Origin of the sequence: Acinetobacter sp. V2 (assembly GCF_001188385.1) — a bacterium.
GTDB lineage: Bacteria > Pseudomonadota > Gammaproteobacteria > Pseudomonadales > Moraxellaceae > Acinetobacter > Acinetobacter oleivorans.
In genome coordinates this window covers 70,708-77,388 of the sequence record NZ_JZFB01000008.1, presented here as the reverse complement: position 1 = coordinate 77,388, position 6,681 = coordinate 70,708, and the positions used below count along the sequence as shown (strand labels likewise).

General features: G+C 39.7%; 7 protein-coding genes. 4 read left to right on the top strand and 3 right to left on the bottom strand.

Going from position 1 to position 6,681, the window contains the following annotated elements; genetic code table 11:
* From UC75_RS17340 to UC75_RS17330, 3 genes are all read right to left on the bottom strand, one after another.
* A partial coding sequence (locus UC75_RS17340; protein ID WP_228137475.1) for a GH25 family lysozyme occupies nt 1–569 on the bottom strand: 569 nt, incomplete at its 3' end.
* 77 nt (nt 570–646) lie between these two features.
* The gene (gene mdtD, locus UC75_RS17335) at nt 647–2,038 is read right to left on the bottom strand and encodes a multidrug transporter subunit MdtD (protein ID WP_049838294.1); all 1,392 of its coding nucleotides are present in this window, start codon (nt 2,036–2,038) and stop codon (nt 647–649) included.
* Between the two features lie 171 nt (nt 2,039–2,209).
* A complete protein-coding gene (locus tag UC75_RS17330; protein ID WP_049838293.1) occupies nt 2,210–2,833 on the bottom strand; it encodes a TIGR00730 family Rossman fold protein in 624 nt (207 codons plus the stop codon).
* Between the two features lie 326 nt (nt 2,834–3,159).
* Between UC75_RS17330 and UC75_RS17325 the strand changes: the two genes are divergently transcribed.
* The 4 genes from UC75_RS17325 to UC75_RS22285 all read left to right on the top strand — a co-directional run.
* On the top strand, nt 3,160–4,752 hold the full coding sequence (locus UC75_RS17325) for a TerC family protein (RefSeq protein WP_005301484.1): 1,593 nt from the start codon (nt 3,160–3,162) through the stop codon (nt 4,750–4,752).
* 72 nt (nt 4,753–4,824) lie between these two features.
* A complete protein-coding gene (locus UC75_RS17320; protein WP_049838292.1) occupies nt 4,825–5,292 on the top strand; it encodes a YchJ family protein in 468 nt (155 codons plus the stop codon).
* A gap of 45 nt (nt 5,293–5,337) precedes the next feature.
* On the top strand, nt 5,338–5,982 hold the full coding sequence (locus UC75_RS17315) for a trimeric intracellular cation channel family protein (protein WP_004795225.1): 645 nt from the start codon (nt 5,338–5,340) through the stop codon (nt 5,980–5,982).
* A gap of 79 nt (nt 5,983–6,061) precedes the next feature.
* Nucleotides 6,062–6,681 (top strand): MFS transporter (locus UC75_RS22285; RefSeq protein WP_228137474.1); only part of this gene is annotated, 620 nt, incomplete at its 3' end.

Here is a 6,681-nt window from a genome sequence, read left to right as displayed (position 1 = left end):
GTATTAGGAAAACTACCGATTAACACAATGTGATAAAAAGTTTTAGAAATATAAAAGATAGGCTGTTTGCCATAATGCTGTTTTAGGCGATCATGCATGATGCCTATTTCTTTAAGTAATTGTTCTTTGGTATGTGAATTAATACAGTTACCGTCATATTCCAGATCAATGACGGGAGGAAGCGCATCTGATTTTTTAGGTACAGTCGCAATAAAGTTATCAGCTTGTGTCTTTCCATCACGACACAGGCGATAAAAGTGATAAGCCCCTACATGAAACCCATGTTCACGAGCTTTGAGCCAGTTTTCTTGAAATTTTGAATCTTTGTAATCACCACCTTCGGTTGCTTTTAAATAGACAAATTGGAATTTTTCCGGCGATATTTTTTTCCAGTCAATATCACCTTGATGGTGAGAGACATCGAATCCTTGAACTGGATAATCTTGAGCAATTGCTTTTTGTTGGTAGAACAGACCAAAGTAAGTGAGAACCCCCATAACACAAGCTAGAACAATCCCGATTAGGGTGTTATAGCGTGGTGCAGAAAAGGTTTTAGCCAATTTGGTCATGCAAAACTCATTACAGATTTGAAGCCGACATCATAACGTGATTCAAGAGGGAGAAACCACGCTAAAAATGCAACGGCTTATACGGGGGTATTTTTTGGAATTTGCCAGAAAATAAGCGCTGTAATGACATTGATACAGCCGAGGCAAATTAAAGTGACATGGAATGCAGTGGTCACATGGTCAGCTCCATAATAATTAGTAAAGATATTAATGAGTGTGCCAGCGAGTGCCACGCCAATACTCATTGATAGCATCATGATCATCGATAAGAAACTATTACCGCTACTGGCATCTTGTTGAGGCAGATCTTTTAAGGTCAATGTGTTCATACCCACAAATTGCAGTGAGTTTAATGTGCCAAATAAGAAAAAGTGTAAGGCTCTAAACCAAGTTGGAGTGTCGACTGTCATGATGGCAAAAGAGGCAATACATAGCCCGACCAATGTTGTGTTGATGAGTAAAAAACGTCGATAGCCAATCTTTTGAATAATGGGTCTGACAATTGGCTTTGAAAATAATGAGCCTAAGACCAAAGGGATCATCATTAAACCTGCTATGAAAGGTTCAAAGCCAAAAGCCACCTGTAGCATGAGCGGTAAAACAAAAGGTAAAGCATTACCACCAAAGCGGGCAAAGAAATTACCTAAAATGCCAATCGCATAAATTTTGTTTCTAAAAAGTCGGCTACGGAACAACGCATTTTGATGAGTATGAGAGTGATAGGCATACCAAAGCGTTGCAATTATGCCGACGACTAAAAGTGAAATGCTGAACCAGTTTGAATATTCAGGTGAGGCTAAATGTTCGATACCCAAAGACCATCCAATCATGGCCACCACTAATAAGATGAAGCCGCCTAAATCAAATGTTTTGACTGAAGGCTCTTTTAAATTAGGCATGACTTTTAATGTCATTAAGATGCCTAAGATACCCATGGGAATATTAATCAGGAAAATCCAGTGCCAAGTTGCAACTTCAACTAACCAGCCACCTAAAGTTGGACCAGCCAACGGCCCGAGTAAACCTGCAAGACTCATTAAGCTCATTGCAGCTAAAAACTGAGTTCGGGGAATAATCTTTAAAAGTGATAGTCGACCTACAGGAAGTAGTAAGGCTCCGCCTATGCCTTGGATGACTCGGAAAAATAAGAGTTCATTGAGACTCTGAGAAAGACCACAACCTAAAGAGGCTAAAGTAAAAATAACGATCGCCGATAAGAAAATATTTCTAACACCAAAGCGGTCCGCTAACCATCCACTTAAAGGAATACAGGCAGCTACTGATAAAACATAGGCCACCACTACGCTATGCATGCGTAGAGGGTCTTCATTTAAATGGTGAGCCATGGCAGGAATAGCTGTATTTACAATTGTTGTGTCCAAAGCCTGCATAAAAAAGCCAATGGAAACCAAAAGTACGAGTAAGCGATATTCAGGTTGCAAGGCTTGGTGAGTCGGCGTGGCATTCATAACATTTGAAAGTTAACGTTTTGGTCTAGTGTAAAACAAATTGAAAGTAAAAAAAGTAAGACAATGTTGATTACCCCTTTAATAAATCTAAGTGCTTTTGAAGGTAGCGATGAAAATAGTTAAAACAAAAAAAGCGGCAGAACCGCTTTTTTATGGAGAGTAGGTGGGTAACTAAACAACAAATCTTTTCGGCATTTTTAAATTTTTAATGACGTTATAAATTTGATCGACATCATCACATACAATTAATTTAGCTCGGTGCTGAAGGGGAAGAAAACCTTCTTGAACCGCATGATCTAGCTGGGCAATCAATGCATTATAAAAACCATTTACGTTATACAAAATCATGGGTTTTTGGTGTTGGTTAAGTTGGCCCCAAGTGGCTATTTCCAATATTTCTTCGAATGTTCCTAAACCACCGGGTAATGCAATAAATGCACTTGCACGTTCTGCCATCATGGCTTTGCGCTCGTGCATGGTTTCTACGACATGTAATTCGGTTAAGCCAGCATGGGCTACTTCATAATCGAGCATAAATTCAGGAATGACACCGACAGCTTCTCCGCCGTTTGCGAGAACGCTTTCAGCAACTTGTCCCATTAAACCAATACTGGCACCACCGTAGACTAAACCGAAACCTTGGTCAGCTATTCCATGAGCGAGTTCAATTGCCTTTTCTCGGTAGATCGGGTTATTTCCCGCACGTGAACCACAATATAATGCAATAAGAGGTTGTTTTGTTTTTACAGCTGTTATTGGTGAATCATTTACTGCCATTGTTAATACGCTATTCATTGTTTTATTTTCACCTTATCACGTTCATATTTCTTGTCTACACTAAGCAAAAGATATGACAACTTTATAAGCAGATTTATAGTAAAGACTCATGTTTTGTATGGGTTTGGTGAATGCCTGTCATGAACAAATAAAAATGATGAATTTATGTTAAATCTTGCCTATACTAAAAATTCGTTTAACAACATATGAACAAATATGGGTAGTGGTTGTAGTCGCTCCGTTTTAATTTCTTGTCCTAAAAAAACATTTTCCCTCCTTTGTATGGGCATGCCTGCTGTGTTGCCAAATAAAGATAAAATTCAATCAGCACAGGAGCAGGATCGATGATCTTTGAATGGATGTCTGATCCATCTGCTTGGGTGGGTTTAGCAACTTTAATCGTTCTTGAAATTGTATTGGGGATCGATAACCTCGTTTTCATCGCTATTTTGGCCGAAAAACTGCCGCCAGAGCAGCGAGCTAAAGCACGTATAATTGGTTTAATACTCGCCTTAGGAATGCGGCTAATACTTTTAGCCTCGATTGCTTGGGTCGTGACACTGACAGAACCACTCTTCCATATTTTTAATCACCCATTCTCTGGGCGTGATTTGATCTTGTTGTTCGGTGGTGTGTTCTTGCTCTTTAAAGGCACCATGGAATTGCATGAGCGCATGGAAGGTAATCAACTTCATAAAGAAGATAACCCTGTTCATGCGGCGTTCTGGATGGTCATTGTCCAGATTGTTGTGCTTGATGCCGTGTTCTCGTTAGATAGTGTGATTACCGCTGTAGGTATGGTGAAAGAACTGTCTATCATGATGGTTGCAGTTGTAATTGCTGTTGGAATCATGTTGTGGGCATCGAAACCGCTCATGGACTTTGTGAATAAGCATCCAACGGTCGTTATTCTGTGTCTTGGTTTCTTGATGATGATTGGTTTCTCTTTGGTGGTAGAAGGTTTTGGTTTCCATATTCCGAAGGGTTACTTATACGCTGCAATTGGCTTCTCGGTTTTGGTGGAAATTATCAACCAAAGCATGCGCCGCAATCAGGAAAAACTGGTTACAACTACAGACTTACGTTATCGCACTGCCTCAGCCGTTTTACGTATGTTAGGAAGTAAAAGCAGTGGTTCTAGCTCAGATACGCAATCTTCTGATAAAGAAGACGTATTGGCTACACAAGCTTTTGCAGATGAAGTTTTTGACGAAGAAAATGGCGCTTATCATAGTGTGCTTGTGCAAGGTGTTCTTGGTTTATCAGAGCGTCCTGTAAAGTCTGTTATGACTCCACGACCTGAACTTGAGTGGATTGATTTAGACGACGAACCAGAAGTTTTAAAAGAACGTTTAATGTCAATGACACACTCTCGTTTGATTGTTGCACGTGGTGAGCTTGATAATATTGAAGGTATTGCACTTACTCATAAAGTTCTAAATGGCTTTATTGAAACAGGTGTGGTCGATTTCCAAAAGCATTTACGTGAACCTGTCATTGTGCATGAAAATGCTCAAGTACTTATGGTGATGGAGCAATTACGTCAAGCACCGTTACAAATGGCAATCGTTTTAAATGAATATGGTTCAATTGAAGGTATTGCAACGCCAATTGATATTTTAGAAGCCATTGCGGGTGAATTCCCTGATGAAGATGAGCTAGATGCAGCAGCTGAGAGCTTGGCAGATGGTTCATTAATACTTGAAGGTTCAACGGACATTCGCCACGTATCTCTTTTATTAGGCCGTGATTTGGTCGATGAGAGTGAACAGTATTCAACTTTGTCAGGTTATTTGTTATTCCATTTAGGTCGTTTACCAGAAAATGGTGAAGCTGTTGAAGCAGATGGTTATCGCTTTGAAGTGATTACGATGGAAGGTCATAAAATCGAGAAAGTTCATATTGTTTCTATCGAACAAGATGAATCAAAAGATTAAATGACATTTTAAGTCTAGAAACATCATAAAATAGCTCAACTCTGAGCTATTTTTTTATTTGAGAAACACAGAATGACTCAACACACTTGTCCATGTGGAAAAGGCAGCTATGCAGAATGTTGTGAGCCTTTACATTTAGGCACAGCAAAAGCCCTGAAAGCAGAGCAACTTATGCGTTCGCGTTATAGTGCTTTTGCATTACAGCAAATTGATTATATTGTGAAAACAACCGCTTTAGGTCAGCAAAATGCACTTGATAAAGATGCCATTGCAGACTGGAGTAAACAAAATCAATGGTTGGGTTTAGACGTCGTTAACGCCAAAGAAAAACTAGATAAAACCCATGCACAGGTTGAATTCAAGGCACATTATCATGATGGGCAAAAAGCTCAGGTGCACCATGAGGTTTCACATTTTGTATATCATCAACAACAATGGTTTTTTCTTGATCCCACTGTAGATATGCATGTCACCATGAAACAATCTTGTATATGTGGCTCTGGAAAAAAATTTAAACAATGCTGTGCACAATTCCTATAACTTTATCTTAAAATACGCGCACCGTTTGGCCTGAGGGAAAGGGCAATGTTACTCACCGTTATTTATATTATTGCGATTACTGCCGAAGCCATGACAGGCGCATTGTCTGCTGGGCGACGGAGTATGGACTGGTTCGGTGTCGTACTGATTGCCTGTGTGACTGCTTTAGGTGGTGGGTCTGTACGTGATGTATTACTTGGTCACTATCCTTTAACTTGGGTAAAGCATCCTGAATATCTTGTTCTGACTTGTTGTGCTGCATTTGTCACAATCATTATTGCCAAATGGATGCGTCATTTACATAACATCTTTTTGGTGCTCGATGCTTTAGGTCTAATTGGATTTACCATTATTGGTTGTCAGATTGCTTTACAAATGGGGCATGGTTTTGTCGTATCGGCAGTAGCAGGGGTGTTAACTGGGGTTTCTGGCGGTATTTTACGTGACATTTTATGTAACGACGTTCCGTTCGTTTTCCGTCGCGAACTTTATGCGAGTATTTCTTTTGTAGCGGTCATCTGCTATTGGGTATGCTTAGATTTGGGATTCAGTTTAGAGTTAACTGTTATTTCAACCTTAATTTTCGGTTTTACTCTGCGTTTGATTGCGATCTATTTCGGCTTAGAAATGCCTAAGTTTATTTATAAAGATGACGATGCAGAATCAGCTTCATCAACCGATGAACATTAATCATGCAGAATACGATGTGAGCATGCTATAACAATTAAATATTGTATTGCTCACTTATTCTTTCCAGTAGAGTTTTCTTATGGATCTGGTTTCACGTATACAAAATCTTCCAATTGGCAAATTCCACTACACTTTATTGTGGGTGGTTGGGTTAGGTTGGATGTTTGATGCGATGGATACCGGTATCATTGCTTTTATCATGACAACGCTTGTTAAAGACTGGGCATTAACACCAGCCGAAAGCGGTTGGATTGTCAGTATTGGCTTTGTAGGAATGGCTATTGGAGCAGTTTGCTCGGGAGCTTTAGCCGATCGTTTTGGTCGAAAGACAATATTTGCCACGACCATGGCAATTTATAGTATTGCGACCGCCTTATGTGCTTTTGCTCCAGATTTAAAATGGTTATTGATTTTCCGTTTTATTGTTGGCCTTGGACTTGGCGGACAGTTACCTGTTGCGGTGACATTGGTGAGTGAATATATACCCTCACATGTGCGTGGTCGTTTTATTGTATTACTTGAAAGTTTTTGGGGTTTAGGCTGGTTGGTTGCGGCGTTAATTTCTTATTTTATTATTCCTAAATTTGGCTGGCATATCGCATTTCTAATGGGCGGCCTCCCTCTAATTTATATTTTAGTAATTTGGAAAAAACTTCCCGAGTCGATACCGTACCTGATTAACCGTGGTCGTGTTGAAGA